Annotated in this window: 17 protein-coding genes and 1 riboswitch; of the genes, 4 read left to right on the top strand and 13 right to left on the bottom strand. The window is 61.5% G+C overall.

Annotated elements, in window-relative coordinates:
- Positions 1-4: 4 nt before the first annotated feature.
- From M2267_RS14205 to M2267_RS14185, 5 genes are all read right to left on the bottom strand, one after another.
- Positions 5-820: a carbohydrate ABC transporter permease gene (locus tag M2267_RS14205; protein WP_429115081.1), complete on the bottom strand. Its 816-nt coding sequence runs from the start codon at positions 818-820 to the stop codon at positions 5-7.
- Positions 817-1761, bottom strand: a complete 945-nt coding sequence (locus M2267_RS14200) for a carbohydrate ABC transporter permease (protein WP_429115080.1) — start codon at positions 1759-1761, stop codon at positions 817-819. Before M2267_RS14200 ends, M2267_RS14205 begins: the two co-directional genes overlap by 4 nt.
- Positions 1758-2789 carry an aldo/keto reductase gene (locus tag M2267_RS14195; RefSeq protein ID WP_429115079.1) on the bottom strand — a complete coding sequence of 344 codons (1032 nt, stop codon included), beginning with the start codon at positions 2787-2789 and terminating at the stop codon, positions 1758-1760. The genes M2267_RS14200 and M2267_RS14195 overlap by 4 nt, the downstream gene beginning before the upstream one ends.
- Before the next feature lie 66 nt (positions 2790-2855).
- Positions 2856-4196 (bottom strand): ABC transporter substrate-binding protein, encoded by a 1341-nt coding sequence (locus M2267_RS14190; RefSeq protein ID WP_429115078.1) that lies wholly within the window; start codon positions 4194-4196, stop codon positions 2856-2858.
- Between the two features lie 267 nt (positions 4197-4463).
- Positions 4464-5666: an MFS transporter gene (locus tag M2267_RS14185; RefSeq protein WP_429115077.1), complete on the bottom strand. Its 1203-nt coding sequence runs from the start codon at positions 5664-5666 to the stop codon at positions 4464-4466.
- A gap of 164 nt (positions 5667-5830) precedes the next feature.
- Here M2267_RS14185 and M2267_RS14180 point away from each other — a divergent pair, with 164 nt between their 5' ends.
- Positions 5831-6733 carry a LysR family transcriptional regulator gene (locus M2267_RS14180; protein WP_429115076.1) on the top strand — a complete coding sequence of 301 codons (903 nt, stop codon included), beginning with the start codon at positions 5831-5833 and terminating at the stop codon, positions 6731-6733.
- A gap of 116 nt (positions 6734-6849) precedes the next feature.
- Positions 6850-7284, top strand: a complete 435-nt coding sequence (locus M2267_RS14175; protein WP_429115075.1) for a winged helix-turn-helix transcriptional regulator — start codon at positions 6850-6852, stop codon at positions 7282-7284.
- Between the two features lie 31 nt (positions 7285-7315).
- On the opposite strand, the gene M2267_RS14170 is transcribed toward M2267_RS14175, so the two are convergent.
- From M2267_RS14170 to M2267_RS14145, 6 genes are all read right to left on the bottom strand, one after another.
- Positions 7316-7945 (bottom strand): flavodoxin family protein, encoded by a 630-nt coding sequence (locus M2267_RS14170; protein ID WP_429115074.1) that lies wholly within the window; start codon positions 7943-7945, stop codon positions 7316-7318.
- 154 nt (positions 7946-8099) lie between these two features.
- Positions 8100-8582 carry a Rid family hydrolase gene (locus tag M2267_RS14165; protein WP_429115073.1) on the bottom strand — a complete coding sequence of 161 codons (483 nt, stop codon included), beginning with the start codon at positions 8580-8582 and terminating at the stop codon, positions 8100-8102.
- A gap of 50 nt (positions 8583-8632) precedes the next feature.
- A complete protein-coding gene (locus tag M2267_RS14160) occupies positions 8633-9223 on the bottom strand; it encodes a TetR/AcrR family transcriptional regulator (protein WP_429115072.1) in 591 nt (196 codons plus the stop codon).
- A gap of 169 nt (positions 9224-9392) precedes the next feature.
- On the bottom strand, positions 9393-10196 hold the full coding sequence (locus M2267_RS14155; RefSeq protein ID WP_429115071.1) for a GntR family transcriptional regulator: 804 nt from the start codon (positions 10194-10196) through the stop codon (positions 9393-9395).
- 197 nt (positions 10197-10393) lie between these two features.
- Entirely contained in the window at positions 10394-11482 is a 1089-nt protein-coding gene (locus M2267_RS14150) for a porin (protein WP_429115070.1), read from the bottom strand.
- Positions 11483-12165: 683 nt separating this feature from the next.
- On the bottom strand, positions 12166-12630 hold the full coding sequence (locus tag M2267_RS14145; RefSeq protein WP_429115069.1) for a hypothetical protein: 465 nt from the start codon (positions 12628-12630) through the stop codon (positions 12166-12168).
- Between the two features lie 306 nt (positions 12631-12936).
- Here M2267_RS14145 and M2267_RS14140 point away from each other — a divergent pair, with 306 nt between their 5' ends.
- On the top strand, positions 12937-13437 hold the full coding sequence (locus tag M2267_RS14140; protein ID WP_429115068.1) for a DUF1801 domain-containing protein: 501 nt from the start codon (positions 12937-12939) through the stop codon (positions 13435-13437).
- A gap of 68 nt (positions 13438-13505) precedes the next feature.
- Here the strand turns inward: M2267_RS14140 and M2267_RS14135 are convergent, their stop codons facing one another.
- Both M2267_RS14135 and M2267_RS14130 read right to left on the bottom strand, forming a co-directional pair.
- Positions 13506-14894, bottom strand: a complete 1389-nt coding sequence (locus M2267_RS14135) for a hypothetical protein (protein WP_429115067.1) — start codon at positions 14892-14894, stop codon at positions 13506-13508.
- 288 nt (positions 14895-15182) lie between these two features.
- Positions 15183-15884 (bottom strand): DUF899 domain-containing protein, encoded by a 702-nt coding sequence (locus M2267_RS14130; RefSeq protein ID WP_429115066.1) that lies wholly within the window; start codon positions 15882-15884, stop codon positions 15183-15185.
- A 173-nt stretch (positions 15885-16057) separates the two neighbouring features.
- Between M2267_RS14130 and M2267_RS14125 the strand changes: the two genes are divergently transcribed.
- Positions 16058-16381 (top strand): ArsR/SmtB family transcription factor, encoded by a 324-nt coding sequence (locus tag M2267_RS14125; protein WP_429115065.1) that lies wholly within the window; start codon positions 16058-16060, stop codon positions 16379-16381.
- Positions 16382-16573: 192 nt separating this feature from the next.
- Positions 16574-16766, top strand: a riboswitch (cobalamin riboswitch).
- The last annotated feature ends 48 nt before the right edge of the window (positions 16767-16814 follow it).

Genomic DNA, 16814 nt, shown 5'->3' with positions numbered 1-16814 from the left:
CTCCCTACTTCACGCCACCATGGGCAAGCCCGCTCACAAGGTAGCGTTGCATGAACAGCGCGACCAGATAGACGGGCGCGATGCCGGCCAGGGAGGCGGCTGCCATCTGGCCGAAGTTCACCAACCGGTCGCCCTGGAAGAGCGAGATGCCGACCGGCAAGGTCCGCGTGGTGTCGGAGAAGGTGAAGGCGGAAGCAAACAGGAACTCGTTGTAGGACAAGACCGTGACGATGATGAAGGTCGCGACGATCCCCGGCGCGATGATCGGCACGACGATCTGCAGCAGCGTGCGCAACGGACCGGCGCCGTCCATCGCCGCTGCCTGCTCGATTTCGATCGGCATGCGACGCAGGAACGGCATCAGCAACCAGAAGGCGACGGGCACGTTGGCGAAGCCGTAGATGAGAACAAGCCCGGCGCGCGTATCGAGCAGTCCGGTTGTCTTCAGCAGGAAAAACAGCGGGATCAGCGCCACGATCGGCGGAGCCATGTAGCTCGAGAGCGTAACGTCCGACAGCCACTTGCCACCGATCTTCAGCCGCAGGACGGCATAGGCCGACGGCAGCGCCAGTGCGATGGTGACCAGGCCCGAGACCAGCGACACGATCACGGAATTCAGGATGAAGCCGAGGATGTTGGCCGCATCGAAGGCTGCCGGCCAGTTCGCGAGCGTCGGCGTCGTCGGCCAGAAGCGGCCGTTGAGCACGTCGTCCTTCGTCTTCAAGGAAACCGCGATGAGATAGAGGAAGGGCAGGGCAAAGAAGCTGACGACGGGCGCCGCCGCAAGTCCGAGCCACAGATGTCGCGCGGCGGGCTTCATAGTTCTCGTCTTTCGAAGTGCTGGTGCAGTCGCACGACGGGCAAGGTCACAAGTCCGATGACCAACGCGTAGATCATCGTCTCGGCTGCGGCGCGGCCGACGTCGAACTGTTCGATTGCCCGCCGATAGATGGCAAAGCCGGCCGATGTCGTCGCAAAGCCGGGCCCGCCGAAGGTCAGGATGTAGACGAGGTCGAAGAGCTTGAACGACAAAATAAGTTTCAGCAGATAGATCGACGAAAGCGGTGCGGCGACCAGCGGCAGGGTGATGTGCCAGAAACGCTGCCAGCCATTGGCCCCGTCCACCATGGCCGCCTCGCGAACGCTCTCAGGCACCGTGGAAAGGGCCGCAAAGCAGAGAATGACGATGAAGGGCGTCCATTGCCAGAGATCCGCTACGCCGATTGCCAGCCAGGCGAGCGTCGGGTGGCCGAGAAAGGAAATCGGCTCGGAGATCACGCCGTAGGTAATCAGGGTGCCGTTCAAGAGCCCGCCTGCCGGCGCGAAGATCAGCTTCCAGGCGATGCCGACCATGACCGGTGGGGTCATCAGCGGCAACAGCACGAGGCTCATCAGGAAGCGGCCGGCCTTCAACAGGGACGTAAAAAGCAGCGCGATCAGGAAGCCAAGCGCAAGCTGCACCAGCGAGGTGGCAAGCGCATAGGCGACGCTTCTGCCGATGGCTGCAAGGAAGATCGGATCCTGAAGCGCCGTTGCAAAGTGCTTGATGCCGACGAAGCCGCGGAACGGCTTTCCGAGCGTGCTCTTGCTGAAGGCGAGCGCCAGCAGAAAGACGGTCGGGTAAAGCGTCGTGACGACCAGCGCGACGAGGACCGGCGCGATCCAGGCGAGCCGACCGAGACGCGCCCGAAGGGCGTGGCTGCGCGCGGCGACACCGGCCGCACCGGCGGGTTCCAGCACCTCGACGGCAAAGGCGGTCATGCGGCCTCGGCCAGATCCGGGCGCGTCGGCCCACTGCCGGCCCGGGTGGCGAGCAACATGTCCTCGATATCGTCGAGGTCGCGGGGGGTGAGCTCAAGGGTTGCAGCATCGATCCAGCCGTCGATCTGCAGCGGTTCGCGCGCGCCGATGATGGCTCCGGTAACGCCGGGCCAGGAAATCGCCCAGGCGGCGGCGACCGCAGCGACGGTCGTTTCGTGTCGCGCGGCAATCGGCCTCAAGCCTTCGGTGAAGGCGAGGTTGCGGTGAAGCGCTTCGCCTGAAAATTCCTCGTCGCGCGATCGCCAGTCGTCCTGCGGAAGGGCCCGAGCGCGCGCCGGCGTAAAGGCGCCGGTGAGCAGGCCCGATTGCAGCGGGCTGTAGGCGATGACGCCGCTGCCATGCGCCTGCACCCAGGGCAGCTCTGCTCTGGCGAACTGGCGCTTGATCGCCGAAAAGGGCGGTTGCACGACATCGACGGGCGCGACCGTTGCCGCGCGCTCGAGAAGCGCCCGATCGTGGTTCGAAAGCCCGATGGCCCTAACCTTGCCCTCTTTCTTCAATTCGGCAAACGTCGCCCAATAGTCCTCGACCGGCGTGCCGTCATTGGCAGGCCAGTGCACCTGGTAGAGGTCGATGACGTCGACGCCGAGCCGCTTCAGGGAAGCCTCCAACTCGCGGCGAATGGACTGGGCATTGCCGATGCGGGCTGGAAGAGCGTTGCGGTTGTCCGGGTCCCAGATCAGCCCGGCCTTGGTGAAGATCAACGGACGTTCGGATCGTGGGATGGTCGAAAGCGCCTCGCGCACGATGTGCTCGGAATGACCGAGGCCATAGACGGGCGCCGTGTCGATCCAGTTGATGCCGCGCTCGACCGCATGGCGGATGGCGGCGATCGACCGGGTATCGTCCTGGCTTCCCCATCCCCATCCCCAATCGGGGCCACCGATGGCCCAGGCGCCAAAGCCAACGGGCGTGATGTCGAAATCGGTTCGGCCGAGCCTGCGCTTCGGCAAGGATCTTGCGCTCATGGTCTTTTGCCTCGTTGAAAGAAAGTGGCGGGGCGGCGCCGGGAGGAAGCGCCACCCCGCAAGCAATCAGCCGTTGGTCTCGATGATTTCGGTCCAGGCCTGGTGGGCGTCGGCGATCGCCTGTTCCGCGCTTTTGGTGCCGGCGAGCGCCAGGGCCAGTTCGTCGGTCAATGCATTTTCGAGTTTCGGCGCGTAGACGGCGGTTGGCCAGGCCAGGCTGTTTTCCAATGCGCCATCATCGAGTAGCGGTTGCACCAGCGGCTGGAAGTCCTTGAACTTCTGCGATTTCAGCCCCGATTGGCGGTCCGGGTCGATGCCCGATCCGGTGAGCGCCAGAAGCTCCTGGTGGTAGTCCTTGCCGGTCGCAAACTTGATCAGATCCCAGGCGACATCCTTGTTCTTCGATCCGCTGGTGATCGCAAAGCCGAAGCCGGCATTGAAGGCGAGGCGGGGTGTCTTGTTGCTGCCGCCGACGGGAATACGCGCAACGCCCCACTTGTCGACAATCTTCGAGCCCTTGGGGTCCTGCGCATAGCCGCCGAGATCAGTCCAGAAGTCGATCTGTGCCGCCTTGCCGTTGAGAAAGGCGGGCAGCCCTTCTTCGAAGCGGGTTTCGAGTGGGGTCGGCAGCGCGTGGGGTGCCGACGCAAGAAGCGACTTCAGGGCCTCGACCGCCTCCGTGCTGTCGAGCGCCGAGGTGCCGTCCGCCTTCAGGAAGTTGCCGCCGAAGCCGGTGAGCCGGTTGGCGTAGGTGGACAGAATGATGACCGGGATCTTCGCGCCCAGAACCGCCGCACCATAGATCCCGTTCTTCTTTTCCGCCTCGGTAATCACCCGGGCGTTCTCGTTGTATTCGTCCCAGGTGGCCGGCGCCTTCAGGCCGTAGCGGTCAAACAGCTCGCGGTTATAGAAAAGCAGATGGCTGTCACCGTCATAGGGCAAGCCATAACGGCGGCCGTCATGCAGCGTGTACTGGTCGTAGATGGTCTGGATGAAGTCTTCCGGCTGGATCTCGGCCTTGTCGCGCTCGATGAGATCGGTGACGTCCTCGATCACGCCATCGTCGGCCAGCTGCCCCTTGTAGGTATAGAAATAGTCGATGACGTCGAACTGGTTGGCGCCCGACTGCACGTCCAGCGTTGCCTTGACGCTGACCTGGTCGTAGGGCACCGCCGTGACGTTGACCTTGGCTCCGGTCAGTTTTTCGAAATCCTCGGCGATCTTCCTGCCCGTCACGACGTGCGGCTGGATGATCAGGAGATTGACCGTGCGGCCGGCATATTTGGTACCGGATGCAAGCGCCGTCGAGGAGGCAAACGGCGCGACGAAGGGCAGGGCGCCGGCAGCGGCGAGCGTTTTCAGCACACTGCGGCGGCGATACGCCTGGCTGAAAATGGAACTGTGCATGGGATCCTCCGTCGAAATCTGGGCTTAGCCAGCGTTGTCATCCGTCGCGGGCGGAGCGGGTCCGGCTCACGTGTTGCCAGCATCATGGGCGAGAAGTCCCGATCATTACACATATAGTCTATGTGTTTTATGTATTATTGTGGAATGATTTTGCTGCTCTCTCCCCGTAGCTCGAGTAGGAATTTCTTCGAGAGATTGTCCGGCCCGCTGGAGCCGGGACGACAGCCGGAAAGTATGCGATCCGCTCGCCAAGCCTCCGATGGTCCATCAGCCTTGGCCAGTGGCTGGACGTTGCGCTTTCAACACAAGCAGAATCCCGAGGGACGGCAGTATGCCCGCCAGGAGCAGGTTGGTGCCGAGATCGAACTGATCGACAATGCGCCCACCGGCAAAGGATCCGACGGCAATGGCGATGTTGAAGATCGCGACGAACAGCGCCGTTGCGACTTCGACGTCGGAGGGTGCCGACTTCATCATCCAGGTTTGCAAGGAGACCGAGACGCCGCCATAGGCGATGCCCCACAAGATGAGGACGATGATACCGCCAAGAGGCGAGTGTCCGAAAAGGGCAAAACCGAAGAGGACGGCGGCAAGAGCTGTGGCAATGCATAGCAAGGTCGCGCCGGTGCGCCTGGCGGCGACGGGGCCGGCAACAAAGTTTCCGCCGATGCCGGCTGCTCCATAGGCAAACAGCATGAGCCCGACCCATTCTGTGCCGATGCCGGAAACAACTTCCAGAAGCGGACGTATGAAGGTGTAGGCCATGAAATGCCCTGCAACGAACAGGAACGTGATGGCCAGACCAAGCTGGATCCGGCGGTTCGAGAGCTGATTGCCGATCTGGCCGAGCCGGATGGCCTGATGGACAGGCAGAGCAGGCAAGGCGCAGAGATTGACCACGAGCACGATCCCGCAAAAGACCGCCATCGCGGCAAACGCGAAGCGCCAGCCCGCCGCATCACCGATCATGGCCCCGACCGGAACGCCAAGAACCGAAGCTGCCGCAACGCCACCAAAAATGATCGCCGTCGCGACGCCAACGGACCGGCCCGGCACCAGCCGTGGCGCAAGGCCGCCGGCAACGGCCCAGATGCCGCCCATGCAAAATCCGACAAGGATGCGCGCCGCCAGAAGCAAGCCGATGGTGTTGGCGAGCGCCGAAACGATGTTCGCAACAACGAGCAGCAGCAGAAGCGTGGTCAGGATGCGCCTTCTGTCGATCCTGCCGGCCACGAGCACGACGGTGGGCGCAAAGAGTGCGGCAAGCAGTGCCGGCAGCGAGATCGTCAGGCCGGCGGTCCCCATCGACGTTTGAAGGTCGTCTGCGATCGACGTCATCAAGCCGACGGGCAGCATCTCGGTCGTCACGACGCAGAAGGTCGCGAGGCCGGCGGCATAGACCGGCAGCCAATTTTCCCTCTTTGTGCCTCCCTTTGATTGCAGACCGTCGGTTTCTTCCTGGAGTTTCATTCGCTTGCCTCGTTCATTCGGGCGCGGGCCGCGATGTGGCGCCGCGCCCATCCCATGCCCCGTTGCCGGGACGTTGCGAGGCATTGTTTACTGTTTCCGAAAGTTGGATAAACTGTCGTTCTATGGAAACAAAAGGGACGAGTCGTCCCCAATAGGATCTTGCGATGCTGGACCATCTCGGCGATGTGCGCGCCTTTGTTCGTGTCGCCGACGACCAGAGCTTCACCTTGGCGGCCGAGCGGCTCGGTCTTTCCCGTTCGGCAGTCGGCAAATGCGTCGCGCGTCTTGAAGACAATATGGCAACGCGGCTCATTCATAGGACGACCCGCAGCGTCAGCCTCACCGAAGAGGGCCGACTCTTCTACGAGCATGCGATCAGGATCCTGTCGGAAGTGGACGACGCGGAGTCCGTCTTGGCACAGCGGCACCAGGCGCCAACAGGGCGCCTTCGCATCGACGTGCCGATCGCCCTCGGCAGGCTGCATATCCTGCCCGTTCTCCAGCGCTTCCTGAACAGCTGGCCCGAGGTGGACGCGGAGGTCTCGTTTTCGGATGAGTATCGCGACATCGTCGGCGACGGCATCGACGTTGCCGTTCGTATCGGCGGGCCGACCGACAGTCGCCTCGTGCGGCGGGTCCTGGCGTCGCACCGGCTCATAACCTGCGCTGCGCCTAACTATTTGCAGCAACGCGGAACGCCGCGCACGATCGACGAGCTGACGCGCCACGACAGGATCGGCTTCAAGCACGCAAGCGGACCAGTGCCGTGGCACTACAAGGTGGGCGGCGAAGACCGGGACGTCGGTGTTCAGGGAAACTTGCGTCTCGGAAACACCGAAGCCATTCGCGATGCTTGCCTCGCCGGAATGGGTGTTGTGCAACTGGGCGCATTCCTGGTGGGCCGCGACATCAGGGAAGGCAGGCTTGTGCCCCTGCTCGAAGAATTCGAACGCGACGAGCCGCCGGTTTGCGTCGTCTATCCGACGCGAAAGCATGTTTCTCCAAAAGTCCGCCTTTTCATCGAGGCCATTCGGGCGGAATGGACGGCCGGTGCGCCCTGGGCATAACTCCGGACGCCGTCCTGCCTTCGGCTTTGCGGCTCGCAACTTGTGAGCCGCAATCGCGCGCACTACCTGTGAGGCGTGAAAAGCGGCCGCCGCAACGGCATGTCCTTGAGGTGATGATGAAACTGCCCCTGCAAGCCGGCGCTCCGTCTGCAAGCAATCCCGACGTGTTCGACGCTTCCTGTTCGGCCCGGCACGCGCTCGAACTGATATCGACGAAATGGGCGATCCTCATCATGTCTGCGCTTGCGGCGGGTCCGATGCGCAATGGTGCGTTGCTGCGCAAGGTCGAAGGCATTTCGCAGAAGATGCTGACCCAGACGCTGAAGGACCTCGAGCGCAACGGGTTGGTGCAGCGTCACGATCAGCAGACGAACCCGCCGCATGTGGAATACAGCCTGAGCGCTGTCGGCCTGTCTCTCAGCGAGACGCTGATCAGCCTCGACCGATGGGCGGAGTGGAACTTTCCGGAGCTGGACCGCTTCAGGGAAAAATACGATACGGCCGCGAGCGAGGCAAAGGCAGCCAGGCGGCGCAAGATTCGCTTGCCGTAGCGGAAGGATATTGCGCGCCGCGCAAGGCGGCTCACGCCCAGACGCGGCCCGATCGGGGCGTGTCGATCTGGTAGTCGGAGGTGTGAGCGCTGAAGAAGGTCCGGCCGAAGTGGCGCGCTCGCGCGACCGGGTCGCTCGGATCGCGGTGTATGTCGCTGCGTGCGTTGCCATGGCCGTGCACCACGCCAACGAAGGTCGAGCGCGTGTAGCGGCTGAATTCCTGGAACTGATGCTGCGGACCGGACGAAACGGTGGGGTAGGTCTCTTCCGAGCTGAGGACGAGACCGATCCGTTTTCCGGTCATCTGCGCGACCACGGACGCCGATTGCGGATGCGACGCAGCGACGTAGCAGAACATTCGATCGAAGAACGCCTTCAACTGCGCAGAGGCGCCATACCAGTAGATCGGGCTTGCGGCGATGAAGCCGTCAGCGGGTAGGTAGGAACCGAAGAACGCCCGCCGGAAACCATCGTCGATCCCGCACTCGCCATCGGGCATGCGACACAGGCGACAGTCTCGAAGCAGCGCCGACAGGATGTCGTCGGCGCGCACCGTCTCGACTTCGTGGCCCGCCTCGCGCAGGCCTTCGGCGACGGCATTCGCCATTGTTGCCGAGTTTCCGTCGCGTCGCGGGCTGGAGCAGAGAACCATTGCCTTCATCGATATCATCCTCAAACAGCGGGTAACCTGGAAAGTGAAACTCCAGGGCTTTGCTGCAGGCGTATCGGGCGCAGGGGTCGCCGTACAAGTACGCACCTTAGGGTGCCTATGTCGCGGGCACTCCCGCTCTTCCGCTATTCGGTTCGTGCCGATGCTAGGCCCGGCCTTCGCGTGAAAGCGGGGCAAAGGCGGTCGCCTTGATTTCCACCAAGCCGCCCTCCGGGTTCAATTCCGCGACGGCCAGTTCGACACATGCCGGGTAGGGCGCCGGGAAAAATTCGTCCCGGACCTCGGCGATCGTGGCGAGCTGCCCGCCCTTGTCGAGCGCCAGCCGATCGCTGCCGAACACATGGAACATCTGCAATTCCACAACATCGCCAAGACCCGCCTGAGACGCTTCCAACAGTTGCTCCATGAGCGTGAACACATGGCGCAGTTCGGTGCGGAACTGCTCGGCATCCATCGGCGCCGGCTGCCGGTTGCAGGCGACAATGCCCGAAAGAAAAACAAAGTCTCCGGCGCGCCGCGCCGGGGCGTAGTGGAATTGATCGACATCGTCCTTGAGCACGGCAGGCACGATGACCTGGCCTGTTGTTGTCGCATGGGTGTGAATGGTGACGATGTTTTGATCCTTCATGGTTTTCTCTTTCAGGATTGTTTGTGGGGTGTGCGCCTTACGGTCGTCCGTTATGAGAGCGCGGCCAGCGATGGGGCGATGAGGGCCTGCAATTCGTCCCTTGTGGCGCCGTCGCGCGCCTGCATCGAGAGGCCCTGCATGATCGTGGCGTAGTACCTGGCCAAAGCCTGGACGTCGGCCGATGGCGGTAGATCACCCTCGGCGACGCCGCGCCGCAGCCGGACAAGAATATGGTTTTCGGTCTCCTTGCGAATCTGTCTGAGAAGGTCGCGCAGCGGCAGGGAGTCGGTCTGGCAATTGACCACGCCGAGGATCAGCAGGCAGCCCCCCGATTGCGGAGCGCCGAGAGCCGCGTCGATGCTGGCCGATAGCATCGCAGCGATCGCCTCGCGGGCCGTCTTACCGGCATCGAGTGCGCGCCGGGTGCCCGAACCGACGGTTTCGACATAAAGATCGACCGCCTCGCGAAAGGCTGCGTCCTTGGAGCCGAACGCGGCATAGAAGCTCGGAGGCGTGATCCCGAGCGCGGCAGTCAGATCGTTGAGCTGGGTCGCCTCATAGCCCTTCGACCAGAACACTTCCATCATCAGGCGAAGCGCGTGATCGCGGTCAAAACTTCGCGGTCGTCCGCGGCTCGCCATGATGTCCGTCCGTCGTGATTTATGTAGTGAGATTTATATAAATAGCCCTGCGCGGGAAACAAGCGGATGCACGGATTTTATGTAGTCAGGATTATAGAATTTAGGCTCGAGCAAATGGCACGAAGGGGCCGCGGATGCGAGCGGGGTCGCCGCGTTCGCCCCATGGGGCTCAATTCAGACCCAGGATCTCGCGCAGGTTCACATTCTCGCCGTCGGACTGGGTGTCCAGCGAGGCTTTCAGTTGGCCTATCCGCTCGCGGACAAGGGCAAGTGCGCCTGCCGCACTTCCATCCGTCAGGTGCGCGAGGATCTGCCTGGAGTAATCCGATTGCCTGCCTGCCGGTTGCACGCTCTGGTGAAGCGAAAGTGCGAGCGCCAGGCAGGAGGCGTTTCGTTCCCATTCTCTGGCAAGCGTCCCGTTGCCATGAACCAGGCAAAGCAGGCTTCCAAACTCGATGTCGAACCGGCGCAGAAGCCGGAAATCATGGGCCGCCTCGGCCTTTTCTTCCGCCTTGGCGTGTTGCGCGATCCGATCGAACTGGGAGGAGGCGATGGATGCGTGGTTCGCCGCGATTTTCTGGGCGACGAATGTCAGCAGCGCCTCGCTCATTTCAAGCATCTCGAAAGCCGATTGCAGCGATGGGGATGCAACGTAAGCGCCCTTATTGGGCGGCAGGAACACCAGCCCGTCCTGTTCCATGATCATCAGAACCTTGCGCATGACCGTGCGGCTGATCCCGTAGATGTCACACATGACGAGCTCTTCCAGCTTGACCCCTGGCTTCAGCTTGCGGTCGATGATGGCGTTCCAAAGGTCAACGTGGATCTTCGCCTCGATGCCACTCAAGGATGCACTTTGCATCAATGCGGCATCTTCGCTCTGCAAGGCGGGAGAGAGGTAGTTGAACTTTGGCATCCGGGACCCGATTTCCGTAAGGCGTTCGATAAGTTTTACATGGATCAGCAGCAGCAAATCAATCGCTGTCGGATGTATTGCGCCAAACTGTATCGATGGATTCCGACTGCGAGATGGGAGGAAGACTATCCCGGTGGCGTGGTTTCGGATCGAGCGAACGGGCCAAACACAGGAAGCCTTGCTGAAAGGTCCACGAAAATATGCCCGCAACCGATACAGATTGCGGGCATATTGTCGTCAGTTAATCTCTTCCGTTAGAAGCTACGCTGCAGGCGGACGAAGCCCGACACGTAGTCGTCGTTCTTGGACTTGCTGCCCTTGAAGGTGTCGTTGTAGTCGACCTTGACGTAATTTACGGTTGTGCGGACATCAAGACCTTCGGTGATCTTGTAGTCTGCCGTGACGCCGACCTTCCAGGCATTGCCGTTGCCAAAGCTTTCGTTGGGCGATGCAGCGCCTCTCCAGGCCGCATTGAAGAGAACGTTCCGGCGCAGATCGCCGAAATACTGAGCGCCGGGCGTGATCGCCAGCCTGTCGGTGACGTTGAGGCGATAGGAGGCCGCAACGCTCCACTTGGACGTGGACCAGTAGGAGTTCGGGTCCGACGACCAGACGGCAAAGCCCTGGAGCACGCCGGGGCCGAGATCCGCCGACACCAGGCCGCGGATGGCGCCCTGCTTCACCTCGGTGTCGTAACCGCCGAGCAGGTCGAAGGATGCGCCGCCGAGCGAGACCGAAACGATGCCTTCGACGCCAACCCCGTTGTTCTTCGAGGTTAGGCCTTCGAGCTCGTCGATGGCGATACCTGCCTGGAACGCGCCGGCGTCATAGGTGTAGGAGATCGAGTTGAAGACGGTCGTGTCGTTGCCGCTGATGTCGGTTTCGCCGTTCAGACCCTTGTCCCACCAGCTGGCGAAGTGGCCAGCACGCAAGCCCGCGAGCTGGATGTAGGCTTCGTCGAGCTTGAAGTTGTTGTGGGCGTCGTTGTCGGTATCGGCCTGAATGGCGATGTAGCTGGTGAGCGCGCCGTATTCCGTATCGTTCTTCGCCTCGAGGATCAGCTGCGCGCGGGCAAAAGCATCCCAGTCTGAAGTCGACTGCTTGCCTTCCCAGCGACCAGCGCTTTCGCGCGGACCGAAGTTCGTCTGGAAGCGTACATAACCGCCGATACGCAGGCAGGTTTCGGTTCCGGGAATGTAGAAGAAGCCGGTGCCGAATGCGTCGCAGACACGGACATATTCCGTCGGCTCCGGTTCGGCCGCGATGATTGCGTCTGCCGCCTGGACGCTGGACGTCGCCGCGATCGCGGCAGCCGATCCCAAAAGTATGCTTTTCATCGTCATGGGAAAATCCCTCTCATTGTTCGATCAGGCAAGACGGCCGCATCACCCGATGTGGATCCGCGACCTACTTGCTTCGCGCTGTGGTTGTTGGCGCCACCCGATCTTCGGCTGGCCAGCGCATGCAATCGGGTATCACGATTTTCCCGAAAGTGAATTCATAAAATTTATAATCTCAATTCAAAATTACAGCATGATCGATCCATATTGCAAAATTGCTACATATTAGCATTTCGCCAAGCTGATTTCCGTTGGCGGGGCATCTGCTTTCATGATGGCTACAATCTCAATTGCGAATCTTATTTGTATGTATTGACTTTGAATCGTGCGGTGTTAGAAAAACGCTGCCTTGAGAAGAAGGCGATCTCCAAGTGGTCAACGCCGCCAGTCCATCCCTGCGACTGGCGGCGTTCGCTTTTGGCTCCGCGGCAACGCGAATCGCCTCGCCTCGGCACGTTGCTGGAGTGGCGCATACGGGCGGCAGGGGACGGGCTCTGGCCATCGCCCGACGCTGCAGATCGACGAGGGCAGGCAGCAAGAGCTGCCGGAAAGATGGCGTCCGGTTTCCGCAACGGTTGTGCCGGTTCTAATCGGAAAGCTTCGGGATCGGGCAGGCGTTGTGCTGGTGGAGCGCGAACGCGCGGACACGACTGCAACCGCAGCCGTGTGGGCAGAAGCCGCCTTTTTCAGCCTAGGCGGGCTACGGCCATTCGGGCATGCTCATAAGGGCTGTAGCACTCGGATCCCTGCAGGCGCGCGACGATGGCTATGGGATCCCAGATCGGCTTCGTTTGCGCCGTGAAAAGATCGGCAGACAGATGATGATCCTGTGCCTTGAAGTGACCGTCGTGGACGCCGTTCTCGATGATACCTCCGACGATGCCTTGAAGCCGTCGGCGATACTTGCGGAAGACCGGCCGATCGATGGCGAGAAGCAGGGCTTCGCGGCGAGGCGATGCGGCCGTCAACACGTGCAGGCTCAGGAAGTGCAGGCTGAGGCGGTGCTGGTCGAGAAGGTGGTCGACGAGCTTGTCCGGCGCTTCGACCGGTCGGCGCGCGTTCGCCGTTGCAACGGCAATCCGTTCTTTCAGCACTCTGAGGATGACGGCATCAAGGTGGTGTCCGGCGGTCAAGGTATTGATGGAGAGCACGCTCGAGATCCCGAATGGTGGCTCTTTACGAGCCTCTGCTGCACATGTCCGGGATCGCAGGGATCCCGACCGTCTGCATGCCATGACCCTACGGCGATGGAGAGATGCCGTGCCGATTGCCAATACTTGGCGAAGCGGCTTGCGGATCGAGTTGCAGTCCGCAACGCAGCTGAAGCTGGAGGTTCATCCTTGACCAATGCATAGCTGGATGGCTATGTGTCGTGCATAGCCATTCGGGTATGGACTCCGTGACCGTGTCGGAGGATCCGACCCGCGACGAACTGACGGAACAGTCGAGGTCCGCGCATGTCTGAGAAGAAAGTCGGAAAGAACGCATCGAAAGCTGCTTCCGCTGCGCCAAGGGCAACGAGCGGACGCAAGACTCCGCCGACAAAGTCGGCCGATGGCGTCGTCCTCCTGACCGGCGGCAACCCGCAGATCGCCAAGGGCTATGGAGACGCCCCGATACAGCAATACATCGCTGCGATGCCGGGATGGAAAAGCGATCTGGGCAAACGTCTTGACCGGCTGATCGTTGAGGCCGTTCCCGGTGTCGAAAAGGCGGTCAAGTGGAACTCTCCCTTTTATGGCATGGAAAAGGATGTCTGGTTCCTCGGCTTTCACTGCATGACGAAATACGTGAAGGTCGCTTTCTTCCGTGGCGCGCAGTTTAGCCCCATGCCGCCCGGCACGTCGAAACAGCCGGATGTGCGCTATCTCGACATCTATGAGGCCGACGAACTCGACGAGGCGCAGTTTCTGGACTGGGTCAAACAAGCCAGCGAGCTACGGGGCGAAAAAATGTAAAGCGTCGCCGCAGCGCGAATCCGCCGCCGACCGGAATGGCCGGGCCGGGCTTGCTTCCAAGCGGCACCTCAATCGGCGTTGCCCACCATGAGGACCTGCATGACTGCGGCCATTGCAGGGTCGGTGCCGGCGGCATAGTCGGCAAAGCTCGTCGAGCGCGGGATGTCCGGCTGAAGCGGGCCTGCCGGAACGTCATAGGCGTAATTCAGGAGGAAACAGGTCCTGATCTCCGACAGGCTGCATCCGTGTTCCCAGTCGTGATAGGCCGTCGAATAGCGGATAGTGATCTTCGAGTTCGGCAAAACCGTGCGGCCGCCTTCACCCCAGAACTGCAGCCGGTCTCCCATCGGCTCGCCGACAAGCACCGTGCGCGTGCCGCCGAAATGCCTCAGGCGCGCCGCCGTGCTGATCGCCGCCGAAAAGGTATTTGCGCTGGTCAGCACAAACAGTCGTCCGTCAGGCGGCAGGATGGCCGGGAGCCTTTGCGAGAAATCGGCGGTCAATTCGTAGTTGCCGCCATTGTTGAACCGCAGATCGACGACTGCATTGCGTATGGGCTTTTTCTCCGCTTCATCCAGCATCTTGGCGAGCCCCTGCGACAGGCCTTCCGGCGTGGCATCCCTGATGCGGTTGATCTGGACATAGAGCAGATCGGGCAAGGGGTAGTGGTGCCAATAATTGGCGTCGGGGCGCGTGAGATAGGCCGGCAGCGTGACGTCGTCGAGCACGTGCCGCCACCCGACGTCGCGACCGGTCTGCGACAGGGGACTGAAATCGCGTCGTGGCCAGACATGGGCGGTTAACGGTTCCGGCGCGCCGGGCGTGGCAAGAAGAGGGATTTGCGCGACGTTTCCATCCTTAAGACGGATGAGATAGGCGCTTTCCTGCGGGCTTTCGGCAAGGCCGGCGGCATGGAGCAGTTCCGGCGAAATTGCGACATTCGGGACGAATTCCCTGCCGAGATTGGCGGGTCCGCCGAAATGGGGCCGCAGCGCATCGACAACGGCCTCCGTCGCCCGTCCATTCACCTCAAGGATCTCTCCGCCCAGAAGGTGCGATTGCTCGCCTGTCGCTGCGATCACGAACAGGCCTTCGGCAAACCAGCCGAGCCGGACGGGAACCGCATTGAAACTGTGACCACCGACAAGCCCGACGACACTGGTGTGCCCATTGTCGGCGAGCGCGACCGCCTTTGCAGCCGCCATCGCCAGGCCAGCGCGGTCGAGATCGCCGGCCCGTTGTTCGATCGCATCAAGGGAGCCCGTAAACGCTGCCTGGGCGGCTGGCGAAAAGCTTCGGTCAACCTCGATCAGGCGCCGCAGATGGGCAAGGTCCTGCCTGTTGCGTTCCAGTTGCGAGGCTGCGGCCGGAAAGTCGCTCCGGGGATAGGTCTTCAGCGTTGGGTAGAGAATGACGGCAAGCGGCGCGACCACCAGGAGAAGCAGGGCGGCCAACATGATCGATGCAATCCGAACGCCGCGTCGCCGCCAAAACTTCTTGCCGCTCGGTGCCGGACCGTCCTTGCGGTCTTGCGTCTCGTTTCCCATCGATTGCCGCCCCCATCGGCGCGCCTCTTAGAAGCGCGATCCATCCCCACGTTCGGCGCTCCCTGCCGGGCCGGCGGCATCCCTTCACCATTGCCGCGATCCCTATTCGGGCGCGCGACAATGACGCAGGTCTGGCGATCGGCCAGACAAGACGTAGGAACGGCGGCTCGACAATTCCATGTTCGCCGCCGCGGAAAATCAAAAAGCCGGTTCGGTCCCGTATTCGTCGTGCCGCCGGTTCCAGACATAGGGTTCTGTCTGCGGCCATCCCGCGGGAGAGGCTTCCCATGTTTCCTGGCGACCGTAGGGCGTCAGATCCAGATAGGTCCACATGCTGCCGAGATACTCGACGCCACGCGCACCGTTGAAATAGGTGCGGTAGATATGATCGCCGTCCCTGAGGAAGATGCTGACGCCATGGCGCTCGCTGGTCCTTGTCGGGTCATCCGGATCGGCGACCGTGGCTCCCATGTCGTGGTTGAAGTCGCTCGCCATGGAAGAGTACCAGACTGGGTGCTGCCACTGCATCCGGGCCTGGTATTTCTGCAGCGTCTCCAGCGGCGCGCGCGAAATCACCACGATGGACGTATCGCGTGCGTTGAGATGCGCCGGATGGGTCATCGCGTCCACGACCCAGGAGCAACCGTCGCAGCCCGCCTTCCATCCGGGCGCGAACATGAAGTGATAGACGATCAGTTGCCGCCGTCCGTCGAAGAGGTCGGCGAGGCTTACCGTGCCTTCGGGCCCCTCGAACGAATAGTCCTTGTCGATCCTGACCATCGGCAAGCGTCGGCGCGCGGCACTCACTTCATCGCGTGCGCGGGTAAGTGCCTTCTCCCTGGCAATCTGTTGTTCGAGTGCGACTTGCCACTCTTCCATTGAAGCGATTTTAGGCAGCATTCTCAATCATCTCCCTTTGGGGCGGTTTGCTTGGAGGTGTCGGCGCAAGGCTGAACTCCGACCGACGGAGTCCTGCCATCAGGCTCGGTTGGAGAGCTCGCGAAAGCTCGCAAACCGGTCTAATCGGCGCCGTCTCCGTTGCGTCCGATTTCAATATGTTGTAAAAACATAACATGTCAAGCAAGCAGGACGAAGATCTGGTTTTCAAGGCATTGGCTCACCCGCGCAGGCGGGCGATGCTCGATCGTCTCAAGGGCGAGGCGCAGACCACGGGCATGCTCTGCGCGGCCTTTTCAGACATGGATCGCTGCACCGTGATGCAGCATCTGAACGTGCTGGAGGACGCCGACTTGATCATCGTCAGGCGGGCAGGACGCGAGCGCTGGAACTATCTCAATGCGCTGCCGATCAAGCACATTCACGACCGCTGGATCAGCGACTATGCCGCCCATGCCGTGGCCATTCTCGACAGGCTGAAGACTGGCCTCGAAGGGTAAATCCCAGGATGGTGTGAATTACGGATCACTTAAACAGTATTCATTTGTGTATAGTTTTCGACAATCGGCAATGTTCTCCCTATTTGCGGGGAGTGATATTTAGTGAAATTACGAGACGCGAGAGAATTTCTACCTTTCTTGGCAAGTGGTTTCGAAAGCGCCGCTTTCATGCTTGCGCTCCACTCGTTCGTTGAGTAGTGAATTCTCGTCGGTTTCCGAAAGGAAATAACAGGGAATTCGCCGCGGCTCGCCGCGAAACGAAACTGCCCCCGCAACTGTAGGCGGCCAGTCCTCTCTCGAAAATGCCACTGGGCGATGGTCCGGGAAGGCCGAGAGGGAGCCAAGACCCGTCAGTCAGGAGACCTACCGACACCTGTAACTGAACAAGCCGGGCGGGGTGTCCGGGGAGGTTGTCGATGTCGTTGGTCGCGCC

Source organism: Ensifer sp. KUDG1 (assembly GCF_050434285.1).
Classification (GTDB): domain Bacteria; phylum Pseudomonadota; class Alphaproteobacteria; order Rhizobiales; family Rhizobiaceae; genus Ensifer.
The sequence above is the reverse complement of the archived record's forward strand: the minus strand, read 5'-3'. Positions and strand labels throughout refer to the sequence as shown.

Coding starts and splice junctions, on each gene's coding strand:
- M2267_RS14140 (WP_429115068.1), top strand. CDS start 12,937: ATGTCTGAGAAGAAAGTCGGAAAGAACGCATCGAAAGCTGCTTCCGCT.
- M2267_RS14130 (WP_429115066.1), bottom strand. CDS start 15,884: ATGCTGCCTAAAATCGCTTCAATGGAAGAGTGGCAAGTCGCACTCGAA.
- M2267_RS14125 (WP_429115065.1), top strand. CDS start 16,058: ATGTCAAGCAAGCAGGACGAAGATCTGGTTTTCAAGGCATTGGCTCAC.
- M2267_RS14175 (WP_429115075.1), top strand. CDS start 6,850: ATGAAACTGCCCCTGCAAGCCGGCGCTCCGTCTGCAAGCAATCCCGAC.
- M2267_RS14205 (WP_429115081.1), bottom strand. CDS start 820: ATGAAGCCCGCCGCGCGACATCTGTGGCTCGGACTTGCGGCGGCGCCC.
- M2267_RS14165 (WP_429115073.1), bottom strand. CDS start 8,582: ATGAAGGATCAAAACATCGTCACCATTCACACCCATGCGACAACAACA.
- M2267_RS14190 (WP_429115078.1), bottom strand. CDS start 4,196: ATGCACAGTTCCATTTTCAGCCAGGCGTATCGCCGCCGCAGTGTGCTG.
- M2267_RS14135 (WP_429115067.1), bottom strand. CDS start 14,894: ATGTTGGCCGCCCTGCTTCTCCTGGTGGTCGCGCCGCTTGCCGTCATT.
- M2267_RS14150 (WP_429115070.1), bottom strand. CDS start 11,482: ATGACGATGAAAAGCATACTTTTGGGATCGGCTGCCGCGATCGCGGCG.
- M2267_RS14160 (WP_429115072.1), bottom strand. CDS start 9,223: ATGGCGAGCCGCGGACGACCGCGAAGTTTTGACCGCGATCACGCGCTT.
- M2267_RS14170 (WP_429115074.1), bottom strand. CDS start 7,945: ATGAAGGCAATGGTTCTCTGCTCCAGCCCGCGACGCGACGGAAACTCG.
- M2267_RS14200 (WP_429115080.1), bottom strand. CDS start 1,761: ATGACCGCCTTTGCCGTCGAGGTGCTGGAACCCGCCGGTGCGGCCGGT.
- M2267_RS14195 (WP_429115079.1), bottom strand. CDS start 2,789: ATGAGCGCAAGATCCTTGCCGAAGCGCAGGCTCGGCCGAACCGATTTC.
- M2267_RS14185 (WP_429115077.1), bottom strand. CDS start 5,666: ATGAAACTCCAGGAAGAAACCGACGGTCTGCAATCAAAGGGAGGCACA.
- M2267_RS14180 (WP_429115076.1), top strand. CDS start 5,831: ATGCTGGACCATCTCGGCGATGTGCGCGCCTTTGTTCGTGTCGCCGAC.